This window comes from Priestia sp. FSL W8-0524 (genome assembly GCF_038005965.1).
Lineage (GTDB): Bacteria > Bacillota > Bacilli > Bacillales > Bacillaceae_H > Priestia > Priestia zanthoxyli.
Genome location: NZ_JBBOUG010000001.1, coordinates 2,356,076 through 2,373,683, shown reverse-complemented (window position 1 = coordinate 2,373,683; position 17,608 = coordinate 2,356,076). Strand labels below are relative to the sequence as shown.

Genomic DNA, 17,608 nt, shown 5'->3' with positions numbered 1-17,608 from the left:
ACACTAGTGTGCTCGTTTATTTATTAGAAGGAAGACGTTCCCAACCGTATGCTTCGTCTTCAACTTTAGTTTCTCCAAATTGACTTGTACGATTCAAGCTTTTTTTGCCGCCTAATTTTTTATAAAACTGAACGGCTTTCTTATTTTTCTTCATGGCCCAAATAATCATAGACGTATAGTGCTGATCAGTAAATTCTTTTACTGAATGAGAAAACAGAAGACGACCAACTCCTTGGTTTTGCACTTCCTTGCAAACGTATAGCGCGTATATTTCAGCAGCGGACAAATGAGGTTTACCTGCTGAAAAGCCGACAATCTCTTCTCGTTCATCGATAGCGAGCAAAATAAAATGAGAAGGCTCGGTAAGAAAAAGGGACCACTTTTCTGCACTTTGTTTATAAGACAAGTTGTTTAAATAAGCATTAGGTACTAACCCTTTGTATGTAATGCGCCAGCTGTCTACGTACAGACGGGCAACAGAAGGGATGTGAGAGGAAGTAGCTTTAATAATTTTCATTAAAAAGTCTCCTTTTTTAAAATATTAAGGCATATAATATACCTTTCAGCCTAAGAATATTATGAAAAATAGATCATAATTTTCCAGTAATTCATAAAATGGTAAAAAAGGTGGTGTTCATTCTCACTCTATCACGGTAAAGTGAGAATATACATTTGTTTTGTTGTTTTAATTTTTACTATATGTATAATGTCTAACGATCTATTTGTTATTCACCTTTACTAGTCTATCAAATAGTTTTGTTAAAGCCAAAGGGGCATAGGGTAAGTCATGTCAATTCAGCTGCGTTTTGTTTTAACGTATATCAGTATTGTGTTTGTTTTTATTATTTTGCTTTTTTTATCGGGCTTTCTTATTTTTTTCTCCATTACTGGAGACGCCGATTTTGTAAGAAAACTGTACAGCCACTCCTATGAGTATAAATTGTTAACGCCAGAAGAAGAAAATGCATTCTTAGATTTAAAGTTATTGAGTGAAAAAAAACCAGAACAGCTGCTGCGGCCGGAGACAGTTAAAAAATATGAATTTGAAAATATTGATATTGTGATTCAAAAAAACACAGAGGTTGTATATGCTTCAGAATCCATTAAAGGAGAAAACCTTCGTAAATACTTGCCAAAGCATCAAAAAAGTAAAGGAAATCATTCGTATCAGCAGGACATGCTGCGCATAGGCAAGCAGTATTTTACATATATCAACCTTGATTTTCCTTTCTCAAATCAAGAAAAAGGAAGCATTTACGTTTTGCGAAAAATCAGCCCTTATGTAGGCATTATTAATCGGATTTTCCCTTTTTTAATCTTTCTACTATTAATTTTAGTCATTGTGATTATTGGATTTTTAAACTATCTTGTTTCAAGAAGCATTATTAAACCCATTCGTGAATTAAAAGAAGCGGCCGAAAAAATAAAACAAGGTGATCTTCACTTTGAGATCTCTGCTAATTCAAAGGATGAAATAGGCGAATTAACGCAAGCTTTTGAAGAAATGAGGCAAAAACTAAAATCTTCTGTTGAACTGCAAATTCAATATGAAGATAATCGAAAGCAGCTGCTTTCAAGTATTTCACACGATTTACGAACTCCCATTACTTCCATTGTAGGATATGTAGAAGGAATTCAAGATGGCGTAGCTAATACGCCAGATAAGCTTTCTAAATATTTGTTAACGATTTCAACGAAAGCAAAAGACATGAATGCGTTAATCGATGAGCTGTTTTTATTTTCTAAATTGGATTTGCACGAAATTCCATTTGTGTTTAAAAAACTTAATATTTCTGCCTTTATGGAAAGTTATGTGCAAGAGCTTCAGTTTGAAATGAGCGAACATGATATTGATGTTTTATTTTCTAATGATTCTCTAACGACACTGTATGCAAAGGCAGATGCTGAGCAGCTGCGAAGAGTTTTAATAAATTTAACAACCAACAGCATTAAATTTATGGATAAAGAAAAAAGAAGAATCGATATCGTTCTTTCTGCTACCGAAAGCGAACTCATTATTGAAGTAAAAGACAACGGCTCTGGGATTTCACCGGAAGCATTAGCGCATATTTTTGACCGGTTTTATCGAGCAGAACAGTCCCGCAATAGCAATACTGGAGGAAGTGGACTTGGACTGGCCATCGCAAAACAAATTGTTGAACGCCACGGGGGAGACATCTGGGCACTAAGTAAGCTTGGCGAAGGAACAAGTATTTTCTTTTCTTTGCAAAAAATGAATGAAAATGGTGATACACATGAAGAAGATATTGTTAATTGAAGATGAAGTAAGTATTGCTGAATTGCAAAGAGATTATTTAGAAATTAACGATTTTGAAATAGACGTTCAATATAGCGGGGATAAGGGATTAGAAAAAGCGTTAAATGAACATTTTGATTTGATTATTTTGGATATTATGCTCCCTAAAGTGAGCGGATTTGAAGTGTGCAAGCAAATTCGAGCTGCAAAAGATATTCCAATCATTTTAGTTTCAGCTAAAAAAGAAGAAATTGATAAAATTAGAGGGCTCGGGCTAGGTGCAGATGACTATATTACCAAGCCATTCAGCCCTGGGGAGCTGGTCGCAAGAGTCAAAGCGCATTTAGCGAGATATGAAAGACTCTCTGATAAGCAGGAAAAGCGTATGATTCGCATTCATGGTTTAGCGATTGACACGCTCGCTAGAAGAGTATTTGTGAATGACAAAGAAGTGTTTTTTACAGCGAAGGAATTCGATTTGCTGAAGTTTATCGTTTCTCATCCAAATCAAGTATTAAGTAAAGAACATCTATTTGAAAAAATTTGGGGATTTGATTCTTCAGGAGACATTTCAACCGTAACAGTTCACATTCGAAAACTAAGAGAAAAGCTAGAAGAAAACCCAGCAGATCCTCAGTACCTAGAAACGGTTTGGGGAGCAGGGTACCGGTTTAATATTTAAAAAAAGAGATCCGAACGATTAATCGTTCGGATCTCTTTTTTATTACGTAGTAACGATTCTATGACGAGCTTTAATCTTACTCACGGGAGGTTCGGAAGAAAATATATTTTTTTCACCGATTTTATCATATAGACCGGTTGACTTTAACATTTCTTTCGGCTGGTGCTGTAAGCCAGAAATAACGACTTGGCTATGCGAATCTTTCAAACGTTCGACCACCTTCGATAGTAAAGCTTCTCCAGATGTATCAATAAAGGAGACTTGGCTCATTCGAAGCAATAAAACTTTCGGTTTCGCTTCAGCGATGTTATCAAAGGAATCTTCTAATACTTCAGCTGATCCAAAGAAAAGAGATCCTTGCATGGTATATTCCATCAGCTCAGATTTGTGAGCGTTTTCAGATGTTTCCGCTAAAACCTTTGAAATCTTCAGTGATCCGCTCATTCGTTTCACGAACATAACAATAGCTAAAAGTAGACCTACGCCTACACCTGTTGTTAAATCGATTGAAACTGTTAATAAAAACGTAGCTACAAGTACAAATGAATCAGCTGACTTGGTTTTTAAAATATGTGCAAATTCTTTACGTTCACTCATATTCCAAGCCACAAACATTAAAATAGGTGCCATACTTGCCAGCGGAATGTTTGATGCATAAGGAGCCAGCATCACAAGGACCAATAAAACAACTAAGCCGTGTATAACTCCTGATAACGGAGAAGCTGCGCCGTTTTTGATATTAGTAGCTGTTCTGGCAATGGCACCAGTTGCAGGAATTCCGCCAAATAGCGAGGCAGCGATATTAGCAATTCCTTGACCCACAAGCTCTTTATTGCTATTATGCTTGGTTTTGGCCATATTATCAGCAACAACAGCTGATAGTAAAGATTCAATACCTCCAAGCATCGCAATTACGCAGGCAGCAGGAAATAGCATCACGATGTTATCCCATGTTAAATCTGGGAAGCTAAAAGATGGTAGTTTACTCGGAATGGCACCGTAAGTAGAGCCAATCGTTGCAACTTTTCCTGGGAACAGTGTAATGGCTACAAGTGTGGAGACAAGAAGACCTAGAAGGGCACCGGGAATTTTAGGTAAAAACTTTGGCGTTATAATCACGATAGCTAAACAAATAGCGGCTATGATGACGCTGTAAATGTTAATCGTTGCAATTTTTCGTAGGATTTCAATCATATTTAAATGAAATTCCTCATGTTTTGCAATTCCCTTTAGGCCTAAAAAGTTAGCGATCTGACCTGAGAAAATAATAATCGCAATTCCTGCTGTAAATCCAATCGTCACAGGGCGCGGAATAAACTTTATAAGTTTCCCTAGTTTAAATATTCCGAGAAGCGTAATCATAATTCCAGCCATAAAGCCGGCAATAATGAGGTTCTCATAACCATATTGCATGACAACTCCAAGCAGCACCGGAACAAATGCACCTGTTGGGCCTGCAATTTGAAATTTCGATCCGCCTAATATTGAAACCATAATCCCTGCGATAATGGTTGTATAAATTCCGTATTCAGGTCTTACACCAGAAGCGAAGCGATGGCAAAGGCCATTGCTAAAGGAATAGCAACGACCCCAACAACCAAACCGGCGATAATGTCTTTTTGTAAATGCCCTGCTGAATAGCCTTGAAATCGGTTATCTTTTAGCATTCGATAAAACCCTCCTTCATGAGCTTACGGTTTCAGCTCGGTCTTGGGAATAGCCGTTTACAACGACGTCAAGTTTTCCTGTTGAAGGATGAATAACCATTCCAGAAACAAGCACGTCTTTTGGTAATAAAGGGTGATTTCGAATCATATCCACACTGTTTTCGACACTATCCTCTACACATTCAAACCCAGTCAGCCATGATTCTAAATCAATACCAGCATATTTTAGATTACGAATCTGTTCCGTGCTAATCCCTCTTTGTTCAGCAGAGGCTAAAATAGCTTCAGCTTTCATGCCCGTCATTCCACATTCATGATGACCGATGACACATACTTCATCAGCTTGCAAAGCGTAGACGGCAACTAAGATACTTCTCATGACGCTACCAAAGGGATGGGAGATAACAGCTCCGGCATTTTTCACTATTTTTGCATCTCCATTTTTTAGCCCCATAGCTTTAGGAAGTAATTCTAACAAACGTGTATCCATACAAGTTAAAATGACTATTTTTTTGTTAGGAAATTTGGATGTTTGAAAAGCCTCAAATTGATTATTGGTTACAAATTTTTCATTAAACTTTAAAACTTCAGATAGACAAGTCATTGTTTTCCTCCTGCGTTATTTATTTTTAACTTATTTTTTAGTCTAAAGATAAAGTTTAAAAACGAACTAAATAAAATATTAAAATTTTCTTAAAATATTCAGAAAAAACTTATAAATAAACAGAAATTATATGCGTGAAATTATGTAAGCGCATTCTTTGTTTGTTTTCACGAAAAATAGGAATTATATGTTAAAATGGTACAAAGTTGGAATTTTATAAAAGAATGGTAGAGAGGAGGAAGGCAAAAGTGAAGGTTCTTATAGTAATAGGCATTATTTTCTGTTGTTTAGTAGGGTGCAGTTCTAATGCCCAAGTCACCAACGACAAAGAAATGGGAGAGAATATTCAGCAATCATTTGAAAAAAAAGGTGTAAGCTCAGTGGATGTATCGAAGTTAAGTGATTTTAAATGGGAAAAAGGATATTTATTCACAAACAAAAGCAAGAAAGCCGACGTAGAAAAACTTGTAAACGCACCGGTTAGTGAAGAAGTGATGAAAAAAATATCTGCTGCTGATCAAATGCTTGTGTTTGTACACGAAGGAGAGGTTGTCCGCTATGTAGAACTACCCCAAGATTTCATAGCGCATGATAAAAACCAACTTGAATTTTCATCTTCTCATTCGGAACTAAAATTTAATAAAAACAGGGAGGGCAAGCCTATAAAAGCAGGAGATAAAACGTTAAGTTCAGAAGATGCTTTAACTGTAGAATCAATTATGAAACAAATTCAATGGAAAAAAGCTGATTACAGCGTCGCTCTTGACCCAGATGTACAGCTTACTTATGAGGGCGCTGTATATAATGTACGATTCACCTCCGATAGTGCGGAACTTACTTCTAAAAAAAGAGGAGTGTACGGTAAAGTAACAGGAGAAACAGCACAGCAGCTATATGACATATTGATGTAACCTATTGATTTTTCAATAGGTTTTTTTGTGCACATATTTTTAAGATTTACATAAAATACCTTAATATTATTGACATTAACGTTAACGTTAATCTATAATGAGTATATGAATGATTAACGTTAACGTTAATGTTAATGAGAGGTGAGGTGAAACATATGTATTTAATCGATGACGTGACGAAAATGACCGGTTTGACCAAGCGAGCTCTTCGGTATTATGAAGAGATTGGACTCATTTTACCCCCGCAGCGCACAAAAGGAAATGCACGAATTTATTCCGAAGAAGAGGTAAAAGAACTAAGAAAAGTAGCAGAAGCAAAAGAAGTTCTCGGTTTTTCTCTACAGGAGCTGCAGCAGTTTATGTCGCTTAAAAGAATGATTGAAGAAAGAAGTGAGCGGCAAGGATTGTCATTGAAAGAGATCACGCAAATAGAAGATTTGCTAGAAAATCAAATCAAGATGATTGATTTTAAAGTCGTAAAAATGCAGGCATTTAAAACAGAATTAAAAGAAATGCGAGAATCTGCTATGGCAATACATGAAAAAACAAAAACAAAAGGAGAGATGAAAGAGTGGAAGGACAGCATTCAAATAACCGATTAGGTCAAATTATTACGGTAGTAGCTACTTTTTTAGCATTTATGGGAATTGGAGTAGTAGATCCGATTTTACCGGAAATTGCTAAGCAAATTGGAGCTTCTCATTGGCAAGTAGAAATGTTATTTACTTCCTATTTGTTAATGATGGCTATTATGATGATTCCAGCAGGCATCCTAGCGTCACGTGTAGGAGACAAGCGCTTAATGGTAACAGGACTTATCATTGTGACGATTTTTGCAGCCCTATGCGGGTTTTCTAACAACATTCCTCAGCTTTCCATTTTCCGAGCAGGTTGGGGACTTGGTAATTCGTTTTTCTTTGCAACAGCTATGACGCTGCTTATTGCATTATCAGGTGAAGTGAAAAAAGCAGTAGGATTATATGAAGCTGCAATTGGTTTGGGGATGGCCGGAGGACCGCTTGTAGGAGGCGTGTTAGGAAATGCTTCTTGGAGATTGCCGTTTTTCGGTACAAGTGCTTTAATTTTTATCGCCTTTATTTTAGTATTAACGATTGTTAAACAGCCTACAAGCACTAAACCTCGTAAAGCAGCAGGTTTTAAAGACATGGTTAAACTTTATAAATTAAAACCATTTACTCAAGGCGCTGTATCAGGCATGCTTTATTACTACGGATTTTTTACAGTGTTAGCTTATACGCCGCTTATTCTATCGATCGGAGCTCTTCAAATTGGCTTTGTTTTCTTTGGATGGGGATTATGTTTAGCTTATGGCTCAGCGGTTTTAGCACATCAGTTAGAAAAAAGATATCAGCCAAAACAAGTGTTACATGTTAGCTTAATTGTTTTTTCACTTATTTTAATTTGTTTATTTGCCTTTGATGCAACATGGTTGCGCATTGTTTTAATTATGGCAGCAGGTCTTGTATCAGGACTTAATAATGCCTTATTTACGAGTCATGTAATGGAAGTATCTCCTTATGAACGAGGAATTACATCTGGAGGATATAATTTCTTAAGATGGTTAGGCGCAGCGTTTGCTCCTTTATTATCAGGAGTTATCGGCAATGCCGTAGCGCCTCAAGCTCCTTTTCTTGTAGCAGCGATTCTTGGATTGCTCGCTTTTGTTATTATGGTTATAAAAGTAAAAACAACTTCTCAAACGAATGAAGCTGTTTCTAAATAAACGTTGAAATAAAAGGCTTTTTCCTGTAAAAAGCCTTTTATTTTGTTTTATGTTATAATAGTAAAAACGTTTTTAATCATAAAAATGAAACTCTTTACCAACTTGTACGTATACTTTATATGTACATAAATTCTTTTTAGGAGCGTGATGCCCATGGCCACCTGTCAAAATTGTAATCATAAATGGAACTGGAGGACAACCTTTAAACAACTGTTAACATTTAGAAACGTTTTAGAATGCCCACACTGTGACAAACAACAGTATATCTCTGCAAAATCCCAAAAGCGATTATCAATCTACTCATTTGCACCCCTTATTATTTGGCTTATTCTCTCACTATTTGACTTTTCCTTTCCATCCATTGTTGTCGCGGAGCTTATTTTCTTCATAGCAGCGGTTGTTATGATGCCACTTTCTTATGAAGTAAGCAGCGAAGAAGAACCCTTGTGGTAATAAAAAAACCTTCCGTTAACACGGAAGGTTTTTTATGCGGCTTTACCGTCTAGCTGCTGTCTGTGATGGCGCTGATAATACACCCACCCAGCATTCAACAGTAGAAGAACACTCGTTGTTAAAAATACGTAAGGAATTCCTTTAGCTCCGGCAATTTGTCCGCCAATCACTGGACCGGCTAAATTCCCGAAGTATTGTGCTGTTTGATTATAGCCAAACATTTTACCTGTAATCGAGTCCGGCACAATTTTCTTCAAATAAGAATTAATAGAAGGTAACAATCCTCCCATTGCAAAACCGAGTAAGAAACGTAGTAAAAATAGCTGCCAAGTACTATGCACAAAGGCCTGCAAGCCGCAAATAACCGCTACGATAAGCAAGCATATTTGAAGCACATTTTGAGGACCCACGCGATCGCTGATTTTGCCAAGTCTGGATGCAGCCAAAATATTTGAAATTCCTGTTGCCGCTACGACAAAGCCTGAAATAAGGGCAAGATGATCGGTATGAGTAGACAGTTGTTTTACATACAGTGTAACGATTGGCTGAATAGCCATAACCGCAAGCTGCAGTAAAAAAGTTGTAACAAATACACCAATCACGGCCTTTGAATTCTTAAGAGAAAGTAACCCAATGTTAGACTCTTTCGTCGTTTTCGCCGTCTCTTTTTTGTCTTCTTGAATTAAATTTACAATTAAAAAAGACAAAAACATAAATGCACCTGTCACGAAAAAGACGTGACGCAATCCAATTGTATCTCCTAAGTAGCCGCCTACTAGCGGTCCTAATAAAGATCCTGATACAGCCCCTGTAGACAACGTCCCTAATGCTTTACCGCTGTGCTCTTTAGGTGTTTGAGTCGCTACTAACGTAATGGCTGCAGAGATGAAGCCGGAAACGGCCCCCATTAAAAAGCGCAGTCCGACAAGCTGATAGACATTTTGTACAAAACCAATAGAAGTCATAACAATTGCCATACCCAAGCTTGCGCGAAGGAGCATCAGCTTTCGACCGTATTTGTCGGCCAAACTTCCCCATAAAGGAGAAACAATAGCGGCCATTAAAAAGGTAGCTCCAAATGCAATACCAGCCCATCTGCTGATGGAGCTTGTATCGTGAACCCCCAGCTTTTCAATATAAAGCGGTAAAAACGGAATAACTAAACTCATCCCGGCTGTGGTGCAAAAAGAACCGAACCAGCAAATGTACAAGTTTCGTTTCCATAATTCCATTCTATTTCCTTCTTTCGTTGTGCCGCATAGCGTAAAAACAACAAAAGAGCGAAACCATACGGCCTGCTCTTTTAGCATACATGCAGCATCTTTTTATCAGCTTAAATTATACCACATATCAGAAATATTTAAAAATAAAATGATTCACTTAGTGAACTATTAACATGAAATGAAAACAGAAAGATGTGCTGCGGTTACACTCCGCCTAGAACATAAAGTGACCCTTAGTTCACTCATTACCTTATGCTGTAACAGTAGGGGATATGTAAAGAACTTATGCTTCACTGAAAAAAGCGTCAGATAATCTGTCTAAAATATACGTTATATCCACAAATTTTGTCTATTTATCAAATAATGTGTAAAACAACCTGACAAAAAGAGTGAATTTTTGTTTTTTAACTCTATATTAAAACTATGTTCTCATTATTCATAATGCGTAAAGTGTTTTAAGGAGGAGTGTATATTGGAGCAGATGATTAGTACAATAAGTGAAATGATTTGGAGTACGCCGATGCTTTATCTATGTATAGGAGTGGGGCTTTTATTTACTATTCTCACTAGCTTTGTACAAGTTCGATATTTGAAAGATATGGTTATTTTATTGTTTAATGGGAAAAGTTCAGATTCGGGCGTTTCGTCTTTTCAAGCGTTAACGCTTGCTTTATCAGGACGCGTAGGAGTTGGAAATATTGCGGGAGTTGCAACAGCAATTGCATTTGGTGGTCCAGGAGCAGTTTTTTGGATGTGGTTTATTGCTTTTATAGGTTCAGCTAGTGCATTTATTGAATCAACACTTGCTCAAATTTATAAAGTGAAAGATAAAGGAGAATATCGAGGTGGACCTGCTTATTACATTGAAAAAGGCATGGGGAAGAAATGGTACGCCTTGATTTTCGCTTTTGCGGCATTGCTAGCTATGAGTGTACTTGGGCCAGGAGTGCAAGCAAATTCAATTACAGCAGGGCTAAATAATGCATTTTCAATTCCGCCTTTAACGTCTGGAATTGTACTTGTTATTATTTTAGGATTAATTATTTTTGGAGGAGTCAAGCGTATCGCTGCCGTGGCACAATATGTTGTTCCGTTTATGGCCATTGGATATGTTCTTGTTTCGTTAGTGATTATCGGATTGAACATTCAAGCTTTACCAGGAGTTCTTGCTTTAATCTTTAAAAGTGCGTTTGCACTTGATTCTACGTTTGGCGGGATTATTGGCATGGCTATAGCGTGGGGAGTCAAGCGGGGTGTATATTCAAATGAAGCGGGTCAAGGTACCGGAGCTCATCCCGCGGGAGCAGCGGAAGTCTCACATCCTGCCAAGCAAGGTTTGGTACAAGCTTTTTCGGTTTATATTGATACGCTGCTTGTATGTTCTGCTACTGCCTTTATGATTTTAATTACAGGTTCTTACAGCACCCAAGGGCCAGACGGTTCGTTCATTGTGGACCACTTAAAAGGAGTTGAAGCGGGGCCTCAATATACGCAGCAAGCAGTGGAGACGGTGCTTCCTGGGTTCGGATCAGGATTTGTAGCTATTTCTCTCGTGTTTTTCGCCTTTACTACGATTATGTCACAGTATTATATTGCGGAAACGAACTTAGCTTACGTAATGAAAGGCAAACAAAATAAAATAGTATCCATGATCCTTAAGGCAGCTCTTTTAGCCACTACTTTGTACGGGTCTATCCGAACAGCTGAAACTGCATGGGCATTAGCAGACATCGGAGTTGGAATAATGGTTTGGCTCAATTTGATTGCAATTTTGATTTTAGCTAAGCCTGCTTTAATAACCTTAAAAGATTATCGCGAGCAGAGAAAACAAGGAATAGATCCTGTCTTTTCTCCTGGGAAATTAGGAATTCAAAACGCTGATTATTGGGACGAGGAATATCAGCATGATCAAGATAAAGAAAATGTTTCATAAACTAAAAAAAGCCAACTGGGGTTGGCTTTTTTTAGTTTGTGAAGAAGCTCTTTCGACCGCTTGAAAATGGTAATGATTCGTTTTTTTCGGGTATAATGTGGCATGAAGCGTCCTCAATTTATTTTCGTTTGAGCATTTATTTATAATAGAAGACATATAAAAGGACGGTGGTATGTGCATGACTAAAAAAGAAAATGAATCTATTTATATTCAGCAGCATTTAGCAAATGAACGAACGTATTTAGCGTGGATTCGAACGTCTATTGCTACACTCGGCATTGGTTTTGTTGCAGGAGGCCTGCATTTCAATTCCGGAAAAAAATTAAGTGAAGCAGCCGATACTCTTATTATTGCTGTTATCATCTTTTCTTTAGCTGCAAGTGCAGGTTTGCTTCTTTTCTCAACCTATCATTATTTTTCAACACGTAAAAAAATTAACAGCCAAACGTATCGATCTTCTCACGCTTTGGTTCTTTTCGTTTCAATGATTATGCTGATGCTGATCGGGGCTCTTATGTTTTACTTTTTTAACATAGCGTAAAAAGTTTAAGGTGTAAGAAAAGAGGGAATACACCCCCAAAGAATTTACGGTTTTATGAAAGAAAAAGAAGATCTATTGATATGGTGGTAATGGCAGATGTAATTATAATAATATCTTCTTTATGAACCGGCTGTATAATTTTACAGGTTAAATTCTTTGTTAACCGCGGATAATGGAAAAGGAAAGCTTTATAAGCCGAAACTTATCCAATCCATGTTGAACATAAAAAATTGAATATGAATTTCACTGTAGGGTGAAGCGAAAGTAAAGGAGAACGCTGTATGATTCAAACATCTAAGACCGTTGCCGCTCGTTTTTTTACGGAGCGTTTCTTTGATCAGGCTGCTCAAACAGCCTACTATTTTTTGTTATCTTTTGTACCGTTTATTATCTTTCTTTTTTCTCTGCTGAGTTTTTTTCCAATTGATACAAACAATTTGCTGATATTTATTGAACCATTTACACCTAAAAGCGCCTACGACGTAATTGAACGGTCAATTGAAACAGTTAACAATAGCGGGAAAAAAGTTTTATCTTTTAGTTTATTGGCGACTTTTTGGCTCGCATCTATGGCTATACAATCTTTGGTTCGTTCGTTAAATGACGCGTATCATATTCAAAGAAAACAAACGTTTTTGCGCGGTTTAATCAATGATTTAATTTTAACTTTTGGTTTTATGGTTGTAGTAGCTATTTCATTATTTGTACCAATTATTGAAGAGGTCATTCGACATTTGGTCCTAACAAAAGTCCATGTTCCTGACATATGGTTTCAAAGCTGGACGACAATTAGATGGGGAATTGGGACATTATTTTTATTAGGCTTTTTTATTCTTTTTTACAAACTGATGCCAAGCGCAAGAGTAACGTGGAAAGATGTACTTCCAGGAGCTGTTTTCTCCACGCTAGGATGGCAAGTTGTATCTACCGGATTTGGATACTATGTCCAGTTTGGAAGCTACTCGCAAATCTATGGTCAGCTTGGAAGTATTATTATTTTAATGGTCTGGTTTTATTTAACGGCCGCTATTTTATTAATTGGCGGTTTAATAAACGGTAATAAGTTCATCAAAGCTCACAAGACAACGTATAGAGACGTGGAAAACGACTAGGGAAACCTAGTCGTTTTTTTTATATTCAGTTTTACAGTTAAAAGGTTTATTAAAAAAATATCGCGGGTAACTATTGAATATCTCGTTGCCTTTCCTATACACATAACTAAAAAACAGTAGGAGTTCACGTTGAGATGAGGTGGAAAATTGAATAATTTTAATCGGTTTTTAATCGCAGTTATTGGAATTGCAGGACTGATTTGTTCCGGTATGTTAGCACTGATGGTTTATAGGGTTCCTCACCTTTCGAACTGGGTAGAAAAGTGGCAGCATCAGGAGTGGTTTTACTACACGATATTATCAATAAGCGCATTTTTAGCTGTTATTTTTATTATTTTTCTTTTAACAGGCATATTTAGCAGACCGCCTAAAAAGAATTTAGCAATTGTAACAGGCGAAGGCAAAATAACCATTTCTAAAGCCACGATTGAATCTACAGCTTTGCGAGCAATTAGAGGCTTTCAGGGAATACGCTCTCCTGAAGTCCAAGCATCTATTCATTCTCGCAAAGAAAGAGTTAGTCTATATATTAACTGTTCGCTGTTTGGACGAGATGGGCTACCAACACTAGGAAAAGAGATGCAGCTTGAAACAAAACGCGCCGTGGAGGCCTTACTTGAGCTTCCCGTTCACTCCGTTCGTATTGACTTAACAGATACACAAACACGAAAGAAAGAACGTGTTGTGTGATGAAGGAGGGACATAATGGGTACTCCAGATAAATTGATTCCATACCGTGGCCGAGTACTTGGTATTCTGGCAGGTTTAGTGTTGGCAATTTTACTATTAACAATTGGTTTTGGCCCCACGCTGCTAATCGTAGCTTTTATGGGAATTGGTTATGTAATTGGGAAGTGGCGAGACGGTCATTTAGACATACATGCCTGGGTAGGATTCTTTACTAGAGGAAGATAGAAAATCACTTTAAGGGAGATGTTCGTTATGGCAGTTAATGAAACAAATACAGCAGTAAAACCTCAGGAAAATACACATCAAAATACATTAACATTTGAAGATCAAGTCATTAAAAAAATTGCTGGAATTGCAGCTAATGAAATTAAAGGGATTTTATCAATGAGCGGTGGATTTATGAGCGGGTTAACAGATCGCTTCCGCAGCACGGAAGACATCACAAAAGGGATTAACGCTGAAGTTGGAGAAAAGCAAGTTGCTCTTGATTTAAAAGTAATTGTTGAATACGGAAAAAATGTTCCAGCGATTTTCTCCGAAACTGTTCATAACGTGAAAAAATCAGTTCACGATATGACGGGCTTAGAAGTAGTAGAAGTAAATATGCACGTAGAGGACGTAATGACTCGCTCTGAATTTGAAGCAAAAACGGATCGAGACAAAGAGCAGGAGTCAAAGCGTGATCTTGAATAAAATATAAAAGGTAAATACTTCCATTCGTCATATATTCTTTGTATGATGAATGAGAAGTGTTTTTTTATGGGAGGGAGAATTCTGTGATATTGGTTAGTTCTTGCTTAGCAGGTCAAGCTTGCAGATATAATGGAAGCAGTGCCTTAGTTAAGGAAATGGAAGCGCTCGTTGAAAATAAAGAAGCGGTGATGATATGTCCGGAACTGTTAGGTGGATTTCACACGCCTAGAGAACCGGCAGAAATTATAAAAGGAACGGGAATAGACGTAATAAACGGAAATGCGCGAGTTATTGAACGATCGGGAAAAGACGTGACAGATATATACATAGACGGGGCCTATAAGGCACTGAACATCGCAAAAGAAATAAAAGCTACTGTTATTGTACTAAAAGAAAACAGTCCTTCATGCGGAAGTGAACATATATATAACGGAGCATTTCTAGGTGTTAAAATAGCCGGTAAAGGGGTAACGACTGCGTTGTTAAGAAAGCATGGTTTTATCGTTATATCCGAATCTCAATTTGCAGCTAAAATGTATTAAGAGCAATCACAATGACAAGAGGATGGGACAGAACGAAATGAATCCAACTCAAAGACAAACAATTTGGATGCATGATCTGGACTGCTTGCTCGACCGCTGTTGATTTCCGTGCAAGGCTTCGCTTTCCGCGGGCGGCCGATGAGCCTCCTCGTCGCTTCGCTCCTGCGGGGTCTCATCTGTTTCGCTGTTCCTGCAGGAGTCTTCACCTTGCCCTCCAACCAACAGCTATAAGTACCTGCGTTCACCATGATTATAAAAAAACACGAACTATTTATCCATTTTTGATAGATAGTTCGTGTTTCACTTTTATGAAATTATTTTTATCCAATCTCTTTTTGTAAAAGCTTATTTACTGTGAAGCGTATCTGCTGTGCTTTCTGTTCGTGTTACCGCATAAAGAGAGAAGCAAAGACCAAGCAATACAAAAATAGACCCGACCCAGCCGTTATAAATAACAGAGTATTGATTAACGACAATTCCTCCGACATAGGAGCCGATCGCAATTCCTACGTGTGAAATCGCTGCATTGGTGCTGATTAAAATGTCCGACGTGTCGCGTGCACTATGAATAATTAAATTGCTTTGAGCCGGTGAGACCGCCCAGCTGAGCGCACTCCAAATAATCATAAGAAGCAAGAACACAACGAATGGCAAATGAACGCCAAAAGGCATAGCAATCATGCTAACAAAAAAGAGAGCAATCATGGTGATAACAGACGAAGAAGGGTTCCATCTATCAGAAACAGCTCCTCCAAGTCCTCCTCCTGCCACTGCAGCAAGACCGAAAATACCATAAATAATGGTCACCATCGTTGTATTTAATCTTAGCGTTTCTTGTAAAAATGGCGTGAAGTACGCATAAAGCGTTAAATGACCCGCCAGTACAAACAATGTTGCTAGGTGAATAGCAAGCATTTTTTTATTGCGTAAAGCTTTTACCTGAGTCTTTAAAGGTACAATTGGAGCGGGAGCTAGACGTTCCATTGTAAACCAAACGGTAATCATAATAATAGCAGTTAAGATTGCAATCATAACAAATACTTGACGCCAGCCAAGCGCATTTCCAATCAAAATACCAAGAGGAATACCCAAAACAAGTGAGCCGCTGATTCCCATAAACACAACGCCAATTGCTCTGCCTTGATATTCAGGCTTTACCATTCTAGAGGCCATTGTGGTAGATAGGACAATAATAAAAGAGCCGCTCGCAGCAGCGAGGATACGCCCGATTAATAGCATATAATAACCTGAACTGTAGGCTGAAAATACATTGCTCAATAAGAAAATAAATAATGTCCACATATAAACTTTTTTCCGCTCTATCTTAGCCGTCACATTTAGTAAAATCGGCGCAGACAAAGCATAAACAAACGAATAAATAGAGATTAAATAACCTGCTTTTGCTAGTGATACATGAAATGCATCGGCAATTAAGTCCAAGATGCCTCCTAGAATTAATTCGACCGTTCCAACAACAAAAGAAGCAATCGCAAGTATGTAAACTTTTTTATTCATCAAAAAACCCCCTCTTTAAAAAGTTACAACTAGAATAGTAACCTTTTTTAGAGTGGATTTCAATAGGTAATATTAAAAAGGTTACTAATGAATTAGTAACCTTTTTAATATCGCAGTCGAGTAAGCAGCTCCATGATCTCAGAATCCTGAAGAAGCTGCTCTTGATATTTCTTTGTAATATGGGTAAGTGCGACATCATGATAAAAGAAATCAGCAAAAACTTTTACAAGCGGCTGCGACATGGTTTTTATTGCTTTCCATGTCTCATGTTCAATGCCGGCAAATAAAAGGTAGGCATCGTCAACAATAATCAACTGCGACGGCTCAAGGTTTTTATGATCATCTATTGGATTTAATGTATGTAAATGTTTGAGGGCAGTCTGCAAGTTTCCTATGGTTAAGACCTCGACGTTTACGCCTTGTTTCTCTTTTTCTTCTAGCAATGAGCGGTAATGTTCCAACTCATCATTCCAAGCCGATAAAATAATAGAAGATTCCGCTTCTTGAATCAACTGTTCAATGTGAGCAGAAATAGAGGATTTATCTTTTAAACTCCAAACATGATCATCTGTAAACGTTCTTTTAATTTTATATGTTTTTAATTCATTAATGTCATTTTCAAAATCAGCAGTAAGTTTTTGAATGACGGTTTGAAGGGCTACCGCTGAATAAAGTTTCTTTTTCCCGGACAATGTATTTACTACAATGCCTTTATCAATTAAACGATTAAGTACTTCATAAATCTTTGCTTTTGGAACATGCGAATACGTGACAATCGAACTAGCATCCAGCGGACCTTCATTCGCAAGCAGCGCTTCATATACTTGACTTTCATACTGAGAAAAACCAAATTTTTGCAGCATAATTCTCTATTCATCATCCTTTCTTTTTTTTTAGTATATCACGGTTTGTAAAAGTATTACTAATTGTAACTATATCTTATTAAACTATGTTCTAAATAATCAACAAAGATAAAAAATAGGCTATTAAAGGGTCTTTACTACGATAAAACTATTTTTAATCATGTGCTTTTCATACTAA

18 protein-coding genes and 1 pseudogene are annotated in these 17,608 nt (G+C 37.3%); 13 read left to right on the top strand and 6 right to left on the bottom strand.

The genetic code is table 11. The features are described 5' to 3' along the window. Nucleotides 1-16 precede the first annotated feature (16 nt). Nucleotides 17-517 carry a GNAT family N-acetyltransferase gene (locus NST66_RS12055; RefSeq protein WP_340843390.1) on the bottom strand — a complete coding sequence of 167 codons (501 nt, stop codon included), beginning with the start codon at nt 515-517 and terminating at the stop codon, nt 17-19. 270 nt (nt 518-787) lie between these two features. Between NST66_RS12055 and NST66_RS12050 the strand changes: the two genes are divergently transcribed. Together NST66_RS12050 and NST66_RS12045 are read left to right on the top strand one after the other, a co-directional pair. Then, the gene (locus NST66_RS12050) at nt 788-2,278 is read left to right on the top strand and encodes a sensor histidine kinase (RefSeq protein ID WP_033579158.1); all 1,491 of its coding nucleotides are present in this window, start codon (nt 788-790) and stop codon (nt 2,276-2,278) included. Further along, nucleotides 2,256-2,939, top strand: coding sequence for a response regulator transcription factor (locus NST66_RS12045; RefSeq protein ID WP_033579157.1), 684 nt, complete (start codon nt 2,256-2,258; stop codon nt 2,937-2,939). The genes NST66_RS12050 and NST66_RS12045 overlap by 23 nt, the downstream gene beginning before the upstream one ends. A gap of 42 nt (nt 2,940-2,981) precedes the next feature. Here the strand turns inward: NST66_RS12045 and NST66_RS12040 are convergent. Continuing rightward, nucleotides 2,982-4,606: pseudogene (locus NST66_RS12040) on the bottom strand (SulP family inorganic anion transporter). Nucleotides 4,607-4,622: 16 nt separating this feature from the next. Continuing rightward, nucleotides 4,623-5,210: a beta-class carbonic anhydrase gene (locus tag NST66_RS12035; RefSeq protein WP_013057294.1), complete on the bottom strand. Its 588-nt coding sequence runs from the start codon at nt 5,208-5,210 to the stop codon at nt 4,623-4,625. A gap of 248 nt (nt 5,211-5,458) precedes the next feature. Here NST66_RS12035 and NST66_RS12030 point away from each other — a divergent pair, with 248 nt between their 5' ends. The 4 genes from NST66_RS12030 (at nt 5,459) to NST66_RS12015 (ending at nt 8,318) form a co-directional block, all read left to right on the top strand. Further along, on the top strand, nt 5,459-6,121 hold the full coding sequence (locus NST66_RS12030) for a hypothetical protein (protein ID WP_034269212.1): 663 nt from the start codon (nt 5,459-5,461) through the stop codon (nt 6,119-6,121). Between the two features lie 155 nt (nt 6,122-6,276). After that, a complete protein-coding gene (locus NST66_RS12025; RefSeq protein ID WP_033579154.1) occupies nt 6,277-6,723 on the top strand; it encodes a MerR family transcriptional regulator in 447 nt (148 codons plus the stop codon). Continuing rightward, complete coding sequence (locus tag NST66_RS12020) at nt 6,693-7,865, top strand: MFS transporter (RefSeq protein ID WP_014459848.1); 1,173 nt, start codon at nt 6,693-6,695, stop codon at nt 7,863-7,865. The genes NST66_RS12025 and NST66_RS12020 overlap by 31 nt, the downstream gene beginning before the upstream one ends. A 153-nt stretch (nt 7,866-8,018) precedes the next feature. Continuing rightward, nucleotides 8,019-8,318 carry a TIGR04104 family putative zinc finger protein gene (locus NST66_RS12015; protein WP_016764349.1) on the top strand — a complete coding sequence of 100 codons (300 nt, stop codon included), beginning with the start codon at nt 8,019-8,021 and terminating at the stop codon, nt 8,316-8,318. Nucleotides 8,319-8,350: 32 nt separating this feature from the next. Here NST66_RS12015 and NST66_RS12010 read toward each other — a convergent pair whose 3' ends face one another. Beyond that, nucleotides 8,351-9,550, bottom strand: coding sequence for a multidrug efflux MFS transporter (locus tag NST66_RS12010; protein WP_033579550.1), 1,200 nt, complete (start codon nt 9,548-9,550; stop codon nt 8,351-8,353). Nucleotides 9,551-10,022: 472 nt separating this feature from the next. Between NST66_RS12010 and NST66_RS12005 the strand changes: the two genes are divergently transcribed. The 7 genes from NST66_RS12005 to NST66_RS11975 all read left to right on the top strand — a co-directional run bounded on the left by NST66_RS12005 (nt 10,023) and on the right by NST66_RS11975 (nt 15,052). Next, on the top strand, nt 10,023-11,474 hold the full coding sequence (locus NST66_RS12005; protein WP_373921267.1) for an alanine/glycine:cation symporter family protein: 1,452 nt from the start codon (nt 10,023-10,025) through the stop codon (nt 11,472-11,474). Nucleotides 11,475-11,652: 178 nt separating this feature from the next. Further along, nucleotides 11,653-12,015 (top strand): YidH family protein, encoded by a 363-nt coding sequence (locus tag NST66_RS12000; RefSeq protein WP_340843389.1) that lies wholly within the window; start codon nt 11,653-11,655, stop codon nt 12,013-12,015. Nucleotides 12,016-12,296: 281 nt separating this feature from the next. Further along, complete coding sequence (locus NST66_RS11995; RefSeq protein ID WP_033579151.1) at nt 12,297-13,127, top strand: YihY/virulence factor BrkB family protein; 831 nt, start codon at nt 12,297-12,299, stop codon at nt 13,125-13,127. A gap of 147 nt (nt 13,128-13,274) precedes the next feature. Further along, on the top strand, nt 13,275-13,817 hold the full coding sequence (amaP, locus tag NST66_RS11990; RefSeq protein ID WP_034269223.1) for an alkaline shock response membrane anchor protein AmaP: 543 nt from the start codon (nt 13,275-13,277) through the stop codon (nt 13,815-13,817). A 15-nt stretch (nt 13,818-13,832) separates the two neighbouring features. Then, nucleotides 13,833-14,042 (top strand): DUF2273 domain-containing protein, encoded by a 210-nt coding sequence (locus NST66_RS11985; RefSeq protein WP_033579149.1) that lies wholly within the window; start codon nt 13,833-13,835, stop codon nt 14,040-14,042. A gap of 27 nt (nt 14,043-14,069) precedes the next feature. Next, nucleotides 14,070-14,510, top strand: coding sequence for an Asp23/Gls24 family envelope stress response protein (locus tag NST66_RS11980; RefSeq protein ID WP_034269226.1), 441 nt, complete (start codon nt 14,070-14,072; stop codon nt 14,508-14,510). Nucleotides 14,511-14,593: 83 nt separating this feature from the next. After that, a complete protein-coding gene (locus tag NST66_RS11975) occupies nt 14,594-15,052 on the top strand; it encodes a DUF523 domain-containing protein (protein ID WP_340843388.1) in 459 nt (152 codons plus the stop codon). Between the two features lie 345 nt (nt 15,053-15,397). Here the strand turns inward: NST66_RS11975 and NST66_RS11970 are convergent, their stop codons facing one another. Next, nucleotides 15,398-16,567, bottom strand: a complete 1,170-nt coding sequence (locus NST66_RS11970) for an MFS transporter (protein WP_340843387.1) — start codon at nt 16,565-16,567, stop codon at nt 15,398-15,400. A gap of 104 nt (nt 16,568-16,671) precedes the next feature. Then, nucleotides 16,672-17,430, bottom strand: a complete 759-nt coding sequence (locus NST66_RS11965) for a TrmB family transcriptional regulator (protein WP_033579145.1) — start codon at nt 17,428-17,430, stop codon at nt 16,672-16,674. Nucleotides 17,431-17,608: the final 178 nt, after the last annotated feature.